This window comes from Stenotrophomonas terrae (assembly GCF_039674165.1).
Taxonomy (GTDB): domain Bacteria; phylum Pseudomonadota; class Gammaproteobacteria; order Xanthomonadales; family Xanthomonadaceae; genus Stenotrophomonas; species Stenotrophomonas terrae_A.
On the sequence record NZ_JBDJMY010000041.1, the window covers coordinates 1 to 16,772 of the forward strand.

The 16,772-nt window shown below is 64.8% G+C and carries 10 protein-coding genes; 3 read left to right on the forward strand and 7 right to left on the reverse strand.

Going from position 1 to position 16,772, the window contains the following annotated elements:
- Window positions 1-233: 233 nt before the first annotated feature.
- A complete protein-coding gene (locus tag ABE493_RS15275) occupies window positions 234-2,111 on the reverse strand; it encodes an ABC-F family ATP-binding cassette domain-containing protein (RefSeq protein WP_346499753.1) in 1,878 nt (625 codons plus the stop codon).
- A 312-nt stretch (window positions 2,112-2,423) separates the two neighbouring features.
- Between ABE493_RS15275 and ABE493_RS15280 the strand changes: the two genes are divergently transcribed.
- Together ABE493_RS15280 and ybaL are read left to right on the forward strand one after the other, a co-directional pair.
- Window positions 2,424-4,802: a TonB-dependent receptor plug domain-containing protein gene (locus ABE493_RS15280; protein WP_346499754.1), complete on the forward strand. Its 2,379-nt coding sequence runs from the start codon at window positions 2,424-2,426 to the stop codon at window positions 4,800-4,802.
- Between the two features lie 563 nt (window positions 4,803-5,365).
- The gene (ybaL, locus tag ABE493_RS15285) at window positions 5,366-7,078 is read left to right on the forward strand and encodes a YbaL family putative K(+) efflux transporter (RefSeq protein WP_346499755.1); all 1,713 of its coding nucleotides are present in this window, start codon (window positions 5,366-5,368) and stop codon (window positions 7,076-7,078) included.
- Here ybaL and ABE493_RS15290 read toward each other — a convergent pair.
- Window positions 7,054-7,932 (reverse strand): AraC family transcriptional regulator, encoded by an 879-nt coding sequence (locus tag ABE493_RS15290; RefSeq protein WP_346499756.1) that lies wholly within the window; start codon window positions 7,930-7,932, stop codon window positions 7,054-7,056. The two genes, ybaL and ABE493_RS15290, sit on opposite strands and share 25 nt — an antisense overlap.
- Before the next feature lie 43 nt (window positions 7,933-7,975).
- Window positions 7,976-8,902, reverse strand: a complete 927-nt coding sequence (locus ABE493_RS15295; protein ID WP_346499757.1) for a LysR family transcriptional regulator — start codon at window positions 8,900-8,902, stop codon at window positions 7,976-7,978.
- A 120-nt stretch (window positions 8,903-9,022) separates the two neighbouring features.
- On the opposite strand from ABE493_RS15295, the gene ABE493_RS15300 reads away from it, so the two are divergent.
- On the forward strand, window positions 9,023-9,673 hold the full coding sequence (locus ABE493_RS15300) for an NAD(P)-dependent oxidoreductase (RefSeq protein WP_346499758.1): 651 nt from the start codon (window positions 9,023-9,025) through the stop codon (window positions 9,671-9,673).
- Window positions 9,674-9,858: 185 nt separating this feature from the next.
- Here ABE493_RS15300 and ABE493_RS15305 read toward each other — a convergent pair whose 3' ends face one another.
- The 4 genes from ABE493_RS15305 to ABE493_RS15320 form a co-directional block, all read right to left on the reverse strand.
- Window positions 9,859-11,145 carry an O-acetylhomoserine aminocarboxypropyltransferase/cysteine synthase family protein gene (locus tag ABE493_RS15305; protein ID WP_346499759.1) on the reverse strand — a complete coding sequence of 429 codons (1,287 nt, stop codon included), beginning with the start codon at window positions 11,143-11,145 and terminating at the stop codon, window positions 9,859-9,861.
- 355 nt (window positions 11,146-11,500) lie between these two features.
- Window positions 11,501-14,089: an ATP-dependent chaperone ClpB gene (gene clpB, locus ABE493_RS15310; RefSeq protein WP_346499760.1), complete on the reverse strand. Its 2,589-nt coding sequence runs from the start codon at window positions 14,087-14,089 to the stop codon at window positions 11,501-11,503.
- Window positions 14,090-14,266: 177 nt separating this feature from the next.
- Window positions 14,267-15,079: a DUF3014 domain-containing protein gene (locus ABE493_RS15315; protein ID WP_346499761.1), complete on the reverse strand. Its 813-nt coding sequence runs from the start codon at window positions 15,077-15,079 to the stop codon at window positions 14,267-14,269.
- A gap of 108 nt (window positions 15,080-15,187) precedes the next feature.
- Window positions 15,188-16,765 carry a hypothetical protein gene (locus ABE493_RS15320; RefSeq protein ID WP_346499762.1) on the reverse strand — a complete coding sequence of 526 codons (1,578 nt, stop codon included), beginning with the start codon at window positions 16,763-16,765 and terminating at the stop codon, window positions 15,188-15,190.
- Between the last annotated feature and the right edge of the window lie 7 nt (window positions 16,766-16,772).

Here is a 16,772-nt window from a genome sequence, read left to right on the forward strand (position 1 = left end):
GTAAACCCTCAGCCGAGCATGGCTCGGCTCTACCGTGGGGATTCCGGCATTGCCAGCTTCGCGGCTTACGCCGCTCCTACAAACAGAGCGGAGCGGCCTTGTAGTGTCGAGCCATGCTCGGCAGGGGCGTCACCGGTAAACCCTCAGCCGAGCATGGCTCGGCTCTACCGTGGGGATTCCGGCATTGCCAGCTTCGCGGCTTACGCCGCTCCTACAAACAAGACCGAGCGGGCTCAGTCTTCCAACATTTCCATCCACGTCGCCTCGGCCTGCTCCAGCTGCTGCGCCAGCACTTCGCGCTCACTGCCGAGCTTGGCCATCTTGGCCGCGTCCGCGTAATTGCCCGAATCGGCCAACTGCGCATCCACCTCCGCCAGCGACGCACCCAGCTGTTCAACCTTCTTCTCGGCCGCCTCCAGCTTGTGCGGGTTGACCGGCTTCTTGTTCGACGCCGGCTTGGCCGGAGCCACCTGCGCAACCGGTGCAGCAGCTGCCGGCTTTTCCTGGCGGTCGCTTTTGGTGCGTGCACCCTGCGCGCTGGCGCGGGTACGCAGCCATTGCGCGTATTCGTCCAGGTCGCCGGCAAACGGCTCGACCACGCCATCGGCCACGCGCCAGAACGTATCGCAGACCAGACCGATCAGATGTCGGTCATGCGAGACCATCACGATCGCGCCCTCGAACAGCGACAGCGCTTCGGCCAGGGCCTCACGCATCTCAAGATCAAGGTGGTTGGTCGGTTCGTCGAGCAGCAGCACGTTCGGCTGCTGCCAGGCGATCAGCGCCAGCGCCAGACGCGCACGCTCGCCACCGGAGAAACCATCCACGGTCTCGAACGCGCGGTCACCGGGGAAATTCCACTTGCCAAGGAAATCGCGGAACGACTGGTTCACGCCGTCCGGTGCGATCTCACGGAAGTGATCCATCGGCGTCATGCCGGCATGCAGCGACTCCACCGTGTGCTGGGCGAAGTAACCAATCTGCAGGTCCGGGTGGGCCATGCGGTCACCGGCCAGCAGCGGCAGGTCGCCGACCAGCGATTTCACCAGCGTGGTCTTACCGGCGCCGTTCGGGCCGAGCAGACCAACACGCTGGCCGGCTTCCAGGCCGAAGCCGACGTTGTCCAAAATCACCGCATCCGGTCCGTAACCGGCGGTCACGTCGTTGAGGCGGATCAGCGAGAACGGCAGCTTGGCCGGCGGCGAGAACTCGATGCGGAACTCGCGCTCGGCGCGCACCGCTTCGGTGCCGGCCATCTTGGCCAGGCGCTTCATCCGGCTCTGCGCCTGGGTGGCCTTGCTGGCCTGCGCCTTGAAGCGGTCGATGAAGCTCTGCAGATGCGCGCGCTCGGCCTGTTCCTTTTCATGCGTGATCTGCTGCTGGCGCAGGTGCTCGGCACGCTGGCGCTCGAAGTCGGTGTAACCACCGACATACAGCTTGGCGGTACCGCTATGCAGATGCAGGGTGTGGGTGGCGACGTTGTCGAGGAACTCGCGGTCATGCGAGATCAGCAGCAGCGTGCCCGGGTATTTCAGCAGCCACTGTTCCAGCCAGTACACCGCGTCCAGATCCAAGTGGTTGGTCGGTTCGTCGAGCAGCAGCAGGTCGCTGGGCATCATCAGCGCGCGGGCAAGGTTCAAGCGCGCACGCCAGCCACCGGAGAACGCCGCAACCGGGCGCTCATGGGTGTCAGCGGGGAAGCCCAGGCCGTGCAGCAGCTTGCCGGCACGCGCTTCGGCGTCATAGGCATTGAGCTCGGCCATCTTCTGGTGGGCGTTGGCAACGGCCTCCCAGTCCTCGCGCGCGGCGGCGGCAGCTTCTTCCTGCAGCACGGCGGCGACCACGTCGTCACCACCGAGCACATAGTCGATGGCGCGGTCGGCCAGCGCAGGGGTTTCCTGGGCTACATCGGCGATGCGGATCTTGCCGGGCAGCGACACGTCGCCCTTGTCGGCTTCCAGTTCACCGCGCACCGCAGCAAACAGGCTGGATTTACCTGCGCCATTACGGCCCACCACGCCCACGCGATAGCCGGCATGCAGGGTGAGGTCTACGTTGGACAACAGCAGGCGCTCGCCCCGGCGGAGGGCGAAATTACGAAGGGAAATCATGAATAGGTCCGTTATAACGAAAAGGAATGTGCATGTGAGCAGCATTCCTGCGACGCAATTCTAACGGTAACCAATACTTGACTCACCTCCTGATATCGCACGCGCCTGAACGGCGTTGTCTGACAGGAAGCAAGTACCTGTATTGCCAAATCGCCTTGTTGAATTGAAAAAAGCTTTCGAAAGCAACAATTTAGCCTAACCATCCGGTTTGACACGAGGTAAAAATTCCATTAATTCGTAATGGCGTACCGCAACAGCGGCGACCCCCAAAGCGCCAGCGATGCCGCCACTCAATACCGGAGCTGCAACCTGATGAACCGCAAGTCCAGCACCCTCGCCGTCGCAATTGCCCTCGTCCTTGGCGCCCCGGCGCTCCCCGCCCTGGCCCAGTCCAGCGCCAATACCCTGGATACAGTGATCGTTACCGGCACCCGCGTGGCCGACCGCACCGTGGCCGAATCGCAGTCGCCGATCGACATCATCACCCCCGAAATCCTGCAATCCACCGGCACCTCCGAGCTGGCCACCGCGCTGTCGCGCGCCCTGCCCTCGCTGAATTTCCCGCGCCCGGCCTTGACCGATGGCACCAGCGGCATCCGCCCGGCACAGCTGCGCGGTCTGTCCCCGGACCAGGTGCTGGTGCTGGTCAATGGCAAGCGCCGCCATACCTCGGCCATGATCAACGTCAACGGCAGCATCGGCCGTGGCGCTTCGGCCGTGGACATCAACGCCATTCCGATCGCCGCCATCGAGCGCGTGGAAGTGCTGCGTGACGGCGCCTCGGCCCAGTACGGCTCCGACGCCATCGCCGGCGTGATCAACATCGTGCTCAAGGGCAGCGGCAAGGGCGGCAGCCTGGCCGTGGATTACGGCCAGTACTCGGCCGGCGACGGCAACAAGTACCAGCTCTCCGGCGACACCGGCGTCAGCTTCGCCGACGGCCGCGGCAGCCTGCACCTGGCCGGCCAGGTCAGCCAGCAGGACGAAAGCAACCGCGCCGGCCCCTACCAGGGCACCGCACCGAATACCGGCAACTTCCCGGATATCGGCGAGAAGACCTTTGTGGTCGGCGACCCGCGCGTGGATGCTACCGCTGCCTCGGCCAATGCCAGCTTCAATTTCAGCGACAACATCAGCGGCTACGCCAACGCCCTGCTGAGCAACCGCGACATCACCTCGTTCGCGTTCTACCGCTCGCCCAACCACAGCGGCCAGAGCGCCCTGCTGGCCCAGCTCTACCCGAACGGCTACGTGCCGCAGATCAACCAGTACTCCAAGGACCGCTCCGTGGTTGCCGGCGTAAAGGGCAACACCGAAAGCGGCTGGACCTGGGACGTCAGCGTCAACCATGGTGAAAACACCCTGGATTTCCACACCCGCAACAGCCTCAACTACAGCCTGGGCGCAACCAGCCCGACCTCGTTCTACGACGGCACGCTGAAGTACCAGCAGGACATCTTCAACGCCGACTTCACCAAGGCGCTGGACTGGGGCCTGGCCTACCCGGTCACGCTGTCCTTCGGCGGTGAATACCGCCGCGAGAAGTGGGAGCAGACTGCCGGTGAACTGAATTCCTACACCGGCAGCGGTGCGCAGGGCTTCGGCGGCTTCACCCCGATCAATGAAGTGCACAAGGACCGTGACAACTATGCGGTGTATGCAGGCCTTGAAGCCGACCTTACCGACAAGTTCTCCGCCGGCCTGACCGGCCGCTACGAAGACTATTCGGACTTCGGCGACAAGTTCTCCGGCAAGCTGTCGGCACGCTATGCCTTCACCGACAAGGTCGCGCTGCGTGCCACCGCTTCCAGCGGTTTCCGTGCACCGTCGCTGGCGCAGCAGAGCTACCAGGCGGTTACCAGCTCCATCACTGATGGCGTGTTCTATGAAAAGGGCACCTTCCCGACCACCAGCGCCGCTGCCCAGGCCCTGGGTGCGGCACCGCTGAAGGCCGAGTCGTCCACCTCCTACAGTGTTGGCCTGGTGCTGCAGCCGGTGGACCGCCTGTACGTCACCGTCGATGCCTACCAGATCGACATCGACGACCGCATCGTGCTGTCCTCCAACATCAACACCACCCCGGCCGCTGCCGCGCTGCTGTCCGGCCTGGGCCTGCAGCAGGTCACCCAGTTCGCCTACTTCACCAACGGTCTGGACACCCGCACCCGTGGCGTGGACTTCGTTTCCAGCTACACCATCCCGTTCAGCGCCAGCAGCCTGGAACTGACCGCGGCCTACAGCTACAACGAAACCGAAGTGAAGAAGTTCAGCGCCTCGCCGGCGGTGTTCTCGGCACTGGGCATCACCCAGTCGCTGATCGGCCGCGATGAAATCGGCCGCATCGAGGACAGCTTCCCCAGCGACAAGGGCATCCTCAGCGGCACCTGGCGTTCGGACCGTTGGGAGCTGGGCCTGTCGGCCACCCGTTATGGCAGCTTCACCGTGCGCAACTCGGCCAGTGCCAGCCGCGACCAGACCTACGATGCCAAGTGGATCGTCGACGCTTCGGCCAGCTTCAAGCCCAGCGAAAACTGGAAGCTCACCGTCGGCGCCGACAACGTGCTGGACGAATACCCGGACCGTGTCGAGAACGCGCTGAACTCCACCTACGGGATGATGCCGTACAGCAACTACTCGCCGTTCGGCTTCAACGGCGCCTACGTCTACGGCCGCATCAGCTACACCTGGTAAGCCCGGTTTGATGTCGTGAAAGGAAGATGCCCCGGGAAACCGGGGCATTTTCTTCTTTCATCTCTGGGGTCTAAAACGACAACCGCCCCCGGCCCCGCGCAAAGAACCCCGGGTGCGCTGCGCTTACCCACGCTACGGTGCTGTCCGGCGAAACCACCAACATGTAGTGCCGAGCCATGCTCGGCAGAGGCTTTCCCGATAGCCCCCAACCCAGCATGGCTCAACGCTACCAAAGGCCTCGAGCGAAGGCCCCCGGGTGCGCTGCGCTTACCCGGGCTACGGCACGGGACATATTTTGATCTGTGGCGGCAGACGCTGGACTACGACAAGGTCAAGCAACGCTGGGGGACGGAACCGAGAACCAGTTCAGCGGCGGGCGAAGCGGCCTGAGCCTGCTTCCGGACGCTGGCCGATCCGCTCCCACACCCGCTGCGGCGCCACCGGGCAGGCGTGCAGATACGCACTGTTCCGGAGAAATATCATATTTTTCCGGCATTTCCGCGCTGGTACACCGGTAGCACCTTTAGAATCGAGGCCTCCCCCACCCGACCCAGCGAGCCCTGATGCACCATGACACCGCCCTGATCAACATGATTGCCATTGGTTTGGGCCTGGCCTTCGTGCTTGGTGCCCTGGCCAACAAGCTGCGGCTGTCACCGCTGGTTGGCTATCTTGTGGCTGGTGTCATCGTGGGGCCGTTCACGCCGGGCTTTGTCGCCGACCAGGCGCTGGCCAACCAGCTGGCCGAGATCGGGGTGATGCTGCTGATGTTCGGCGTCGGCCTGCACTTCTCGTTGAAGGACCTGATGGCGGTCAAGGCCATCGCCATTCCCGGTGCCATCGGCCAGATCCTGGTAGCCACCCTGCTCGGCTGGGGCGTGGCCACGCTGATGGGCTGGCCGGTATTGCATGGCGTGATCTTCGGCTTCTCGCTGGCCACCGCGTCCACCGTGGTGCTGCTGCGGGCGATGGAAGAGCGCCGCCTGCTGGAAACCACGCGCGGCAAGATCGCGGTGGGCTGGTTGATCGTCGAGGACCTGGCCTGTGTGCTGGCGCTGGTGATGATGCCGGTGATCGCCGAGGTGTTCGGCCCGGATGCAACCGGCAAGGAACTGTCGATCAGCGGGCTGCTGGCCTCGATCGGTTGGACTTTCGTGCAGCTCGGCCTGTTCGTGGCGGTGATGCTGGTGGTCGGCCGGCGGGTGATTCCGTGGGTGCTTGAACGCGTTGCCAGCACCGGTTCGCGCGAACTGTTCACCCTGTGCGTGCTGGCGATTGCGCTGGGCGTGGCGTTTGGTGCGGCCGAGTTGTTCGGCGTGTCGTTCGCGCTGGGCGCATTCTTCGCCGGCATGATGCTCAACGAATCCGAGCTCAGCCACAAGGCGGCACACGATTCGCTGCCGCTGCGCGATGCGTTCGCGGTGCTGTTCTTCGTTTCGGTGGGCATGTTGTTCAACCCCATGATCATCGTCGAGCACCCCTGGCAGGTGCTGGCGACGGTGATGATCATCATGTTCGGCAAGTCGGCTGCGGCCTTCTTCATCGTGCGCGCGTTCGGCCATTCCAAGAGCACCGCACTGACCATTTCCGCCTCGCTAGCGCAGATCGGCGAGTTCGCCTTCATCATTGCCGGGCTGGGCGTGGCGCTGAAGATCCTGCCGCCGACCGGGCAGTCGCTGGTACTGGCCGGCGCGCTGGTGTCGATCATGCTCAACCCTGTAGTGTTCGGCCTGCTTGACCGTTGGCAGGCACGCCACAAGGAAATCGCGCCGGTGCCGGAAGTGCCGGATATCCCGCCGGGCCCGTCGCTGGACCTGCAGGACCACGCCATCGTGGTCGGCTATGGCCGCGTCGGCAGCGAACTGGCGCAGGTATTGCGCGACCGCGGCGTGCCGGTGATGGTGATCGACGACAACCGCGAACACGTGGAGCGCGCGCACGCGGCTGGCATTCCCGGCATACGCGGCAGCGCCGCCTCGGACAAGGTGCTGGCCGAAGCCCACCCCGAGCGCGCCACCATCGCCGTGCTGGCCATCCCGCAACCGCTGGAATCCGGCGAAGTGCTGGCCAAACTGCGCGCCATCAACCCCAACCTGACCCTGCTCGCGCGCGCCCACAGCGATGCCGAAGTGAAGCATCTGCTGGCCCACGGTGCCGATGGCACCGTGATGGCCGAGCGCGAGCTGGCGTATTCGCTGGCGGAGATGATCATGTCCACCCCGCCCTACCGCAGCCTGCGCCCGGGCATGCCTCAGCCGGCGGCCAGCGGCACGTAGATATCGGCACGCAGGATGGCCTCGGGCACGTCCTCGGGGTCGTCCAGGAAGTGATAGTGCAGCGGCGCATCGCGCAAGGCGTGGCCGCTGCCGGGCAACCAGTCGCGCAAGAGCTGATCGGTAGCATCCTCCAGCAACGCGTAGCTGCCGACATGACGCAGCCGCGCCATGCGCCCGCCGCCCAGCACCTGCCGCTGCAGTGATGCCGGCAGTGCCGGCAGATCCGCGCTGAAGGCCAGCGCGCAATCGAACTGCAGTTCTTCGGTGGGCAGCTCGCGGTGATCGCCCTGCGGCATGCCGATCAACTGCTGCAGTTGTTCGATCAGCCCCTGCTCGGCCGCCCAGCCAAACAGCTCGCCGAACACCGCGTCCAGATCATCGAAGGCCCCCTGCGCCCGCAGCGCCACCACTTCGAACGGTTCCAGGGTGATGACTTCCACGCTCAACGGCGCTGTTTGCTCGGCCAAGGGCAGCGGCCGTGACAGCTGCTCGATACTGTTCGCCATGCGCTGCGGATCCATCCGCAATTCGCTGGCGCTGGCATCGACGGTATCGCGCAGCACCCGCGCCAGTGCCTGCGGCGTGTCGTAACCGGCCAGCAAGGCGATCTCGGTGACACTGGCATCACTGTGCGCCAGGCGCTGCAAGGCCTTGACCACACGCAACCGCTGCACGGTACGGCCGATGGTCTCGCCGGTCAGCGCGCGATATACGCGATGGAAATGGAACGGCGAGTAATGCGCGATGGCGGCCAGCGCATCCAGGTCGGGCAAGGACCCGCCGGCATCGATGCTTTGCTGCAGGCAGCTGATGACCCGGTCCAGGCGTGGCAACTGCGCGACATTGGCTTTCATTGCGGCATCTCCATGGGAAGTGAGGTTATTACAGCGCTCGCGCTCAACGCTGGCGTTTCCGATCTTGCGCAGCCGCAGCCGCAGCACCGGGCAGGCGCGCCAGATAGTCCTGCAGCAACACAATGGCCTGGCGCACCTTGGCCGGCTGGGTCTGCCGGTGCGGGGTGACCGCCCACACCGGCAGCGCCGGCACTTCCCACTCCGGCAACAGCCGCTGCAGACTGCCCGCCTCCAGCAACGGGGCGGCATCCAGACTGGTCAGCACGGCCACGCCCAATCCCGCCTCGCACAGGCGCAGCACCGCCGGTTGATTCTGGCTGGCGATACGCGGATGCGCAGGCACCAGATGTTCCTGGCCGCTGTCATGGTGGCGCCAGACCAGGCCCGGCACCTGCGGCATGCCCAGCCATTCGGCGGCCGGCACCTGCAAGGGATCGCCGGGCACATCATGCTGCTGCAGCCATGCCGACGCAGCGCACGGCCAGCGTTGCAGGCTGCCCAGGCGCTGCGCCATCCAGTCACTGTCCGGCAGCTGGCCGAAGCGCAGCGCCAGATCGATGCGCGCCTGCAGCAGGTCGGTCCAGCCATCGTCAAAGAACAGATGCAGCCGCAGTTGCGGGTTGTCCTGCAGCCAGCCGCCCAGGGCCGGGCCGATATGCGCCGCCATGCCCAGGGGCGCAGACAGGCGCAGCTCCCCGCTGGGCGCGTGCCGGGCGGCCGACAGTTCAGCCTCTGCCTCGCCGGCGGCATCGAGCAAGCGCGCACAGGCCGCGTAATAGCGGCTGCCGACGTCGGTCAGCGCCAGCCGCCGGGTCGAACGATGCAGCAGCGCAACCCCGGCATCCTGTTCCAGCGCGCGCAGCTGTTGGCTCACCGCCGAGGTACTCATGCCCATCGCCCGCGCTGCCGCACTCATGGAGCCGTGCTGCACCACCTGGGCAAACAAGGCCATCCGTTTGACGCTGTCCATGGCTTACCTCCGTGCGGCCATTGTGAAGCACAGCTTCAAGGTGATTGTGATTTTTTGCGACTGCCGCCAGCCCCTCGATCGGCGGACACTGGGCTCATTCCCCACCCCAAGGACGTTCCCATGAAAGTTGCCCTGATTGGCGCCACCGGCTTTGTCGGCAAGGCCCTGCTCGAAGAACTGCTGGCCCGTGGCCACGACGTGACTGCGCTGGTGCGTGACCCGGCCAAGCTGGAAACCCGCCCGCAGCTGCAGGTGGTCAAGGCCGATGTACTCAATGCCGATGAGGTGCGCGCGGCTGTTGCCGGTGCCGACACGGTGATCAGCGCCTACAACGCCGGCTGGGCCAACCCGGATCTGTACAACGAATTCATGCGCGGCAGCCGCGCGATCGTGGCCGGCACCAAGGCGGCAGGTGTGAAGCGCTACATCGTGATTGGCGGCGCCGGCAGCCTGTATGCGCCGGACGGCACCCAGATCGTGGATTCACCCAGCTTCCCGGCAGCGATCTATCCCGGCGCCAGTGCTGCGCGTGATGCGCTGACCGAGCTGCGCAATGAGACTTCGCTGGCCTGGACCCAGCTGAGCCCGCCGGTGGCCTTCCATCCGGGCAGCCCCACCGAGCGCACCGGCAAGTACCGTGTTGGCAGCGATACCCCCCTGAGCACCGGCGACGGCCCGGGCACGATCAGTGCCGCCGATCTGGCGCTGGCGGTGGTGGATGAGCTGGAAGCCCCGCAGCATATCGGCAAGCGGTTTACGGTTGCTTGGTGAGTTCCATGCGCTAGGAGCTGCCCTCACCCCAACCCCTCTCCCGCACGCGGGAGAGGGGCTAGTGCACAACGAGTGCAAGCGATGCGAGCCCCTCTCCCTTTTACGGGAGAGGGGTTGGGGTGAGGGGAAGCTTCTAGCAAGCAGACCCCGCTCTTGATCTGCTTCTGCAACTCTTGATCCAACCCTCAAGCCCCAGCCAACGCCTGCGCCAGATCCGCCAGCAAGTCATCGATATGCTCGATACCCACCGACAGGCGCACGGTGTCCAGGCTCACTCCCGCCTTCTCCAACTCGGCCTCGTCCAACTGCCGATGCGTGGTGGAAGCAGGATGCGTAGCCAGTGACTTCGCATCACCCAGGTTCACCAAGCGCGTGAACAACTGCAGCGCATCCAGGAAGCGCGCACCAGCTTCGCGACCACCCGGCAGACCAAAGGTCAACACACCCGAACCGTGCCCACGCAGATACTTCTGCACCAACGCGTGTTCCGGATGGTCAGGCAATGCGGCGTAGTTCACCCAGGCGACTTTCGCGTGCTTCTGCAGGAACTGCGCCACCGCAAGCGTATTGCTGTTGATGCGATCCATGCGCAGCGCCAGCGTCTCGATGCCCTGCAGAATCTGGAACGCATTGAACGGTGAAATCGCCGCGCCCATGTTGCGCAGCGGTACCACCCGCGCACGACCAATGAAGGCCGCCGGGCCAAGTGCTTCGGTATAGACCACGCCGTGGTAACTGACGTCCGGCGTATTGAGGCGCGGGAAGCGCTCTTTGTGCTCGGCCCACGGGAAACGACCGGAATCGACAATGGCACCGCCCAGGCTGGTGCCATGGCCGCCGAGATACTTGGTCAGCGAATGCACAACGATATCGGCGCCAAAATCAAATGAGCGCTGCAGGTAAGGCGTGGCCACGGTGTTGTCGACGATCACCGGCACGCCATGCGCATGCGCGATCTTGGCGATCGCTTCAATATCGGTGATGTTGCCGCGCGGGTTGCCGATGGATTCGACGAAGACCGCCTTGGTGCGCTCGTCGATCAAAGCGGCAAATGCCTGCGGATCGCGGTAGTCGGCAAAGCGGGTCTGGATGCCGAACTGCGGCAGCGTATGCGCGAACAGATTGTAGGTGCCGCCATACAGCGCGCTTGAGGCAAGGATGTTGTCGCCGGCCTCGGCAATGGTCTGGATGGCGTAGGTGATCGCGGCCTGGCCGGAGGCCAGCGCCAGCGCGCCAATGCCGCCTTCCAGCGCAGCGATGCGCTTTTCCAGCACATCGGTGGTGGGATTCATGATGCGGGTATAGATGTTGCCCTGCACCTTGAGGTCGAACAGATCGGCACCGTGCTGGGTGTCGTCGAAGGCGTAGGCAACGGTCTGGTAGATCGGCACCGCAACCGCGCGGGTGGTGGGATCGGGCGAATAGCCGCCGTGCACGGCGATGGTTTCAGGCTTCCACTGCGGGTTGGTCATCGGAGCGCTCGGTAAGGAGTGAGCGCTGACGATAGCCGAGGATGGATGGCAGCCGGTGGACGGTTGCAGGGGTTACTTGTGAGGGGATGGCATCTTCTGATGCTTTTTCAGCTTGAAGCTTCCCCTCACCCCAACCCCGCTCCGCGCCCCGGCCCTTGCGCTGACGCAAGGTCGTTCAAGGAGCAGCGAACCTGTGGTTCGCAAACTGCTCCTTTCACCCCGCAAGCGGGAGAGGGGCTAGTGCACTAGTCGCCGACACGATCCGAGCCCCTCTCCCGCATGCGGGAGAGGGGTTGGGGTGAGGGCAGCTTTCCGCTGGTAGAGCCTCTGCCGAGCATGGCTCGGCACTACGCTCTCAGCCCTTGCCAAACTGCAGCTGCCCGCCACCACCGGCTTCCACCTTGATGGTGTCGCCGCTGACGAACTCGCCGGACAGGATCTTCTGCGCCAGCGGGTTTTCCAGCTGGGCCTGGATTGCACGCTTCAACGGACGCGCGCCATACACCGGATCGAAGCCGACATTGCTGAGCAGGTCGAACGCCGAATCCGATACATCCAGGCGCAGGCCACGCTCGCCAAGCCGCTTCTCCAGACCACGCATCTGGATGCGTGCGATCTGCTTGATCTGCTGCTTGTCCAGCGGGTGGAACACGACGATGTCGTCCAGGCGGTTGATGAACTCAGGACGGAAGTGCGCCTGCACCACGCCCATCACCGCCGCCTTCATCTGCGTATAGGCTTCCGGGCTGTCGTCGCCGCTCATGTCCTGGATCTGGTGCGAGCCCAGGTTCGAGGTCATCACGATGACGGTGTTGCGGAAGTCCACGGTGCGGCCTTGGCCGTCGGTCAGACGACCATCGTCCAGCACCTGCAGCAGGATGTTGAACACATCCGGATGCGCCTTCTCCACTTCGTCCAGCAGGATCACGCTGTACGGGCGGCGACGCACCGCCTCGGTCAAATAGCCACCTTCTTCGTAGCCCACGTAGCCCGGGGGCGCACCGATCAGGCGCGACACGCTGTGCTTCTCCATGAACTCACTCATGTCGATGCGCACCATCGCGTCGGGCGAGTCGAACAGGAAGTCGGCCAGCGCCTTGGTCAGCTCGGTCTTGCCCACGCCGGTCGGGCCGAGGAACAGGAACGAGCCACTCGGGCGATTCGGGTCCGACAGGCCAGCGCGCGAACGCCGCACCGCATCGGAGACCACGCGGATCGCTTCCTCCTGCCCAACCACGCGGTTGTGCAGCATGTCTTCCATGCGCAGCAGCTTGTCGCGCTCGCCTTCAAGCATCTTGCTGACCGGGATACCAGTCCAGCGCGAGACGACCTCGGCGATTTCCTCGTCGGTCACCTTGTCCTGCACCAGCCGGAAGTCCTTGCGGTCCACTTCCTGCGCGGCAGCCAGCTGCTTCTCAAGATTCGGCAACAGGCCGTACTGGATCTCGCTCATCTTGGCGAAATCCTGGCGACGCTGTGCGGCTTCCAGATCCAGCTTGGCCTTCTCGACCTGCTCCTTGATCTTGGTCGCGCCCTGCAGCGCAGCCTTTTCCGATTTCCATATTTCGTTGAGGTCGGAGAACTCACGCTCCAGCGTGTCGATGTCGGCTTCCAGATCGGCCAGGCGCTTGCGCGAGGCGTCGTCCTTCTCCTTCTTCAGCATTTCGCGCTGGATCTTGAGCTGGATCAGACGACGTTCCAGACGATCAAGCTCTTCCGGCTTGGAGTCGATCTCCATGCGGATGCGCGAGGCGGCCTCGTCCATCAGGTCGATGGCCTTGTCCGGCAACTGGCGATCAGTGATGTAGCGGTTCGATAGCGTCGCTGCGGCAACCACGGCCGGGTCGGTGATCTCCACGCCGTGGTGCACTGCGTAGCGTTCCTTCAGGCCACGCAGGATGGCGATGGTGTCCTCGACCGTCGGCTCACCAACAAACACCTTCTGGAAGCGGCGCTCCAGCGCGGCGTCCTTCTCGATGTACTGGCGGTATTCGTCCAGCGTGGTGGCGCCGATGCAATGCAGCTCGCCACGCGCAAGCGCAGGCTTGAGCATATTGCCCGCATCCATCGCGCCTTCGCCCTTGCCGGCGCCGACCATGGTGTGCAGTTCGTCGATGAACAGGATGATCTGGCCTTCGTTCTTGGACAGGTCATTGAGCACGGCCTTCAGCCGCTCTTCGAACTCGCCGCGGAACTTGGCACCAGCAATCAACGCGCCCATGTCCAGCGAGAGCACGCGCTTGCCGCGCAGGCCCTCGGGCACTTCGTCGTTGATGATGCGCTGGGCCAGGCCTTCGACAATCGCGGTCTTGCCCACGCCGGGTTCACCGATCAGCACCGGATTGTTCTTGGTACGGCGCTGCAGTACCTGGATGGTGCGGCGGATTTCCTCGTCGCGGCCAATCACCGGGTCGAGCTTGCCGCTTTCGGCACGCGCGGTCAGGTCGATGGTGTACTTTTCCAGCGCCTGGCGCTGCTCTTCGGCGTTTTCGCTTTGCACGCTTTCTCCGCCGCGCAGCTTGTCGATGGCGGCCTTCATTTTGGTTTTATCGGCACCGGCAGCGCGCAGGGCCATGCCGGCCGGGCCGGCATCGTCCACCGCCGCCAGCAGGAACCACTCGCTGGCGATGAACTGGTCGTTGTGCTGCTGGGCCAGCTTGTCGGTGTTGTTGAGCAGGCGATTGAGATCGTTGCCCAGCGACAGGCTACCGGCCTGGCCGGACACCTTGGGCAACGCATCCAGCGCTTCGGTCAACCGCTCGCGCAGCACCGGCACGTTGACGCCGGCCTGGGCCAGCAAGGGCCGGCTGCTGCCACCGGGCTGATCGAGCAGCGCGCTGAGCACATGCACCGGCTCGATGATGTTGTTATCACGGCCAACCGCCAGCGACTGGGCATCTGCCAAGGCTTTCTGGAAATTGGAGGTGAGCTTATCCATCCGCATGGGTCTTCTTCCTCAAAGTTGGGAGGCCAGCATCGCTGGCGATACTGATTCAGATGCGGTTGCAACGGTGTGATTCAAGGGTAAAAGGCTTACTTGTTCAGCTGCAATCGCAATCCAGGGCCAATATCGCCAGCCGCCGTGCCCGCGTCCTTGATCCAACGCAAGCGACCGCTGTTCTCAGCCGTGGGTGATGGCAGCCCGCAATGCCCGCAGCTGCTGCTTTACCGCCTGCTGCTGCGCCGCGTCCATGCGCAGCAGGGCCTTCTGCCCGACCGACAGCGATTGCAGGGCCGGGTCGACGAAGCGATAACGGCCCTTGCCATCCGGCTCCAACGCCAGCGGCCGGGCCGGCTCGGGGGTCTGCAGCAGGTGGTCGATCACCGCCACCAATCTGTCGTTGAAATGGCCGTCGGGATGGCCGATGTCGCGATACGCCTGCTGCAGCAACGGATAGAAACGGGTGTAGGCCGCCGCGACGGCGCCCGCATCGGCATGCGTAAACGCATCCACGAATGGGGCATAGCGCGCGGCATTGGCGGCGGCAAGCTGCTCGCCGCCGGCACTGCCCTGCTCCACCAGCAGCGTGCCCGGCAGTGGCCGCAGCGCCATCGCCGAACCCGGCAAGCTGGGCTGGGTGAGGTTGTCCACGTGCACCACCGCGCGCTGGATCAGATGCTCACGCAGCAGCAGCGCCAGGGTTTGTGCGGGGAACAATCCGCTCAAGGCCTGCCAGCTGGCCTCGTCGCTGTCGGCCAACGCCGGCAAGGCCGGATCGGCGGCCGCGGCCAGCGGATACTTCGCCGCGGCGGCCTGCTCGGCCACCGCTGGCGGCTGGATGGCCGGCGCCGGGACGGCGTCTGCCCGCGCTGCTGCTGCCGGCGTGGACTGACGCAGCTGCGCCACCTCATCTCCGAACAACCACCAACCCGCGCCGCCAACCGCGACGACACCAACTACCACCCAGGGCCACACTGCTTTGCGCTTCTGCATCACTTGCACCTTTATTGCATGTGATGGTGTGACCCCGGCAATCCCGGCAGGTTCCCCTGCCAGTTCAAGCTCGCTAAAGCCGGGCCCGCTACAGCAGGGCCCGGTGCATCAACGTTGTTTCTGCAGCGACATCAGGCCGATCACCACCGCCAGCACCGCATAGGCAGCCGTCACCTGCAGGGTGATGGCCTGGCGCAGGCCTTCCAGCTGCCATGGCAGGTAGATACCGCCACGCGGATCGGTGGAGTGGATCACGCCAAACACGCTCAGCACCGCAGCCACGAACAGCAGACCCACCGCCACACCGGGGCGGCGCTCGATCAAGGCCACCAAGGCCGCAGCCCACAACATCGCGGTGATGATGAAACCATTGCCCAGCAGTTGCAGCGTGGCCACATCCGACAGGCCATGGCCGTCGACAGCGGCGTACAGTGCCGCCGCTGCGTCCGGCGCCACCCAGGTGCCGAACTTGATGTTGATCAGGTAGGCAATGGCCGGCAGGAAGGCCAGTGCCACCGCAATGGCGTGCTCGCGTTTGGTCTGTTGGAAGGCCTGCACGGTGATGTCCAGGCCGACAAAGACGATGATAGGCGCCAGCACTGCCACCGGCAGCCACTGCACCAGCCCGGCAACCACGCCAAGCATGCCGCCGATGCCGATGAACAGGCCGGTCAGCAGCGTGTAACCGGTGCGTGCACCCAGCCGCTTGTAAGCCGGCTGGCCGATATACGGCGTGGTCTGTGCAACGCCGCCGCAGACGCCAGCCACCAGCGTGGCGATGGCCTCGACCAGCAAGATGTCGCGGGTGCGGTAGTCGTCACCAGCAGCGCGCGCGCTTTCCGCCACGTTGATGCCGCCGACGATCATCAGCAGGCCGAACGGCAGCAGCAACGACAGATACGGCACCGTCAGCGGCAGCCCCTGCACAAAGCCCAGCGATGGCAGCGGCAGCGCCACCGCGAAGGAAATCGTCGGTGGCCATTGGAAGCCGGTCAAGGCGCCTGCTGCGCCCAATCCGTAATACAGCGCCACGCCCACCAGCAGCGCGAACAGCACGCCCGGCAAGCGCAGCGGCACCACGCCGCGTGCGACCAGTACGTACAGCAGCACGCCCAGCGTGACCAGACCGACCAGGGGCTGGCGCATGCTTTCGATCAGCGGCAGGAAGCCCAGCAGAGTCAGCGCCGCGCCGCCGATGGAACCCAGCAGCGCCGCACGTGGCACGTGGCGGGTGACCGCATCGCCGACGAAGGACAGCACCAGCTTGAGCAGGCCCATCACCACCAGCGAGGCCATACCCAGCTTCCAGGTGGCCATCGCCGCTGCCTGCGGGTCCATGCCCAGCTGCTTGAAGCCGACGAAGGCCGGGCCCAATACCAGCAGCGCCATGCCGATGCTGGTCGGTGCATCCAGGCCCAGCGGCATCGCGGTGACATCATCGCGGCCGGTACGTGCGGCCAAGCGCCGCGCCATCACCGTATACATCAGGTTGCCGATCAGCACGCCAAAAGCGGTACCGGGGAACATGCGCCCAAACACCACCTCGGCCGGGAACTGGAAGATGCCGATCAAGGCCATCGCGATGAAGCCCAGGATCGACAGGTTGTCGACCACCAGACCGAAGAAGCCATTGAGATCGCCGGCAACGAACCAGCGCGGTTGTGAGGGTGAAGCGGAAGAATTCATGGGGGAT

Coding starts and splice junctions, on each gene's coding strand:
- ABE493_RS15275 (WP_346499753.1), bottom strand. CDS start 2,111: ATGATTTCCCTTCGTAATTTCGCCCTCCGCCGGGGCGAGCGCCTGCTG.
- ABE493_RS15280 (WP_346499754.1), top strand. CDS start 2,424: ATGAACCGCAAGTCCAGCACCCTCGCCGTCGCAATTGCCCTCGTCCTT.
- ybaL (WP_346499755.1), top strand. CDS start 5,366: ATGCACCATGACACCGCCCTGATCAACATGATTGCCATTGGTTTGGGC.
- ABE493_RS15290 (WP_346499756.1), bottom strand. CDS start 7,932: ATGAAAGCCAATGTCGCGCAGTTGCCACGCCTGGACCGGGTCATCAGC.
- ABE493_RS15295 (WP_346499757.1), bottom strand. CDS start 8,902: ATGGACAGCGTCAAACGGATGGCCTTGTTTGCCCAGGTGGTGCAGCAC.
- ABE493_RS15300 (WP_346499758.1), top strand. CDS start 9,023: ATGAAAGTTGCCCTGATTGGCGCCACCGGCTTTGTCGGCAAGGCCCTG.
- ABE493_RS15305 (WP_346499759.1), bottom strand. CDS start 11,145: ATGACCAACCCGCAGTGGAAGCCTGAAACCATCGCCGTGCACGGCGGC.
- clpB (WP_346499760.1), bottom strand. CDS start 14,089: ATGCGGATGGATAAGCTCACCTCCAATTTCCAGAAAGCCTTGGCAGAT.
- ABE493_RS15315 (WP_346499761.1), bottom strand. CDS start 15,079: ATGCAGAAGCGCAAAGCAGTGTGGCCCTGGGTGGTAGTTGGTGTCGTC.
- ABE493_RS15320 (WP_346499762.1), bottom strand. CDS start 16,765: ATGAATTCTTCCGCTTCACCCTCACAACCGCGCTGGTTCGTTGCCGGC.